Origin of the sequence: Grimontia indica (assembly GCF_000333895.2) — a bacterium.
Taxonomy (GTDB): Bacteria; Pseudomonadota; Gammaproteobacteria; order Enterobacterales; family Vibrionaceae; genus Enterovibrio; species Enterovibrio indicus.
In genome coordinates, this window is sequence record NZ_ANFM02000104.1 from 1 (window position 1) to 1,127 (window position 1,127).

The 1,127-nt window shown below is 61.8% G+C and carries 1 protein-coding gene; it reads right to left on the minus strand.

What is annotated here, in order from left to right; genetic code table 11:
• On the minus strand, window positions 1-1,127 hold a 1,127-nt coding region (locus D515_RS25960; RefSeq protein ID WP_039850790.1), incomplete at both ends, for a hypothetical protein.

Sequence of the window (1,127 nt, forward strand, 5' to 3'; positions counted from 1 at the left end):
GTTGTCGAACCGTCAGTCGTACCCGTCGTTGAGCCGTCAGTGGTGCCCGTAGTTGAACCGTCAGTGCCGCCCGTGGTGGTGCCATCCGTACCGCCGGTAGTCGAACCATCGGTCGTACCTGTGGTGCTACCGTCAGTACCGCCCGTAGTCGAACCGTCCGTGGTACCTGTGGTGCTGCCATCAGTACCGCCGGTCGTTGAACCGTCCGTCGTACCCGTCGTTGAGCCGTCAGTACCGCCCGTAGTCGAACCGTCCGTGGTACCTGTGGTTGAGCCGTCAGTGCCGCCGGTGGTCGAACCATCGGTGGTGCCCGTGGTGGTGCCATCCGTACCGCCCGTGGTAGAACCGTCTGTCGTACCTGTGGTGGTGCCATCAGTACCGCCAGTCGTTGAACCGTCTGTCGTACCTGTGGTGCTGCCATCAGTACCGCCAGTGGTCGAACCGTCTGTTGTACCTGTCGTTGAGCCGTCGGTGCCGCCCGTGGTCGAGCCATCCGTCGTACCAGTAGTCGATCCATCGGTACCGCCAGTCGTTGAACCATCGGTCGTGCCTGTGGTTGAACCATCGGTCGTGCCTGTGGTTGAACCGTCCGTCGTACCCGTGGTTGTGCCGTCGGTCGTACCTGTATTCGAGCCGTCCGTCGTACCCGTCGTGGAGCCGTCAGTAGTACCTGTCGTTGAACCGTCGGTAGTACCCGTCGTTGAGCCGTCAGTCGTACCTGTAGTCGAGCCGTCGGTGCCGCCCGTAGTCGAACCATCGGTAGTACCTGTGGTGCTGCCATCCGTACCGCCAGTCGTTGAACCGTCTGTCGTACCCGTTGTTGAGCCGTCAGTACCGCCGGTAGTCGAACCAGTAGTCGATCCGTCGGTACCACCGGTTGTCGAACCGTCAGTCGTACCCGTCGTTGAGCCGTCAGTGGTACCCGTAGTCGAGCCATCGGTGGTACCTGTGGTGCTGCCATCAGTACCGCCGGTCGTTGAACCGTCTGTCGTACCCGTCGTTGAACCGTCGGTCGTACCTGTGGTAGTGCCATCAGTACCGCCCGTAGTCGAGCCATCGGTCGTACCAGTAGTCGAACCGTCGGTGGTACCCGTGGTCGAACCGTCCGTCGTACCTGTAGTCGAGCC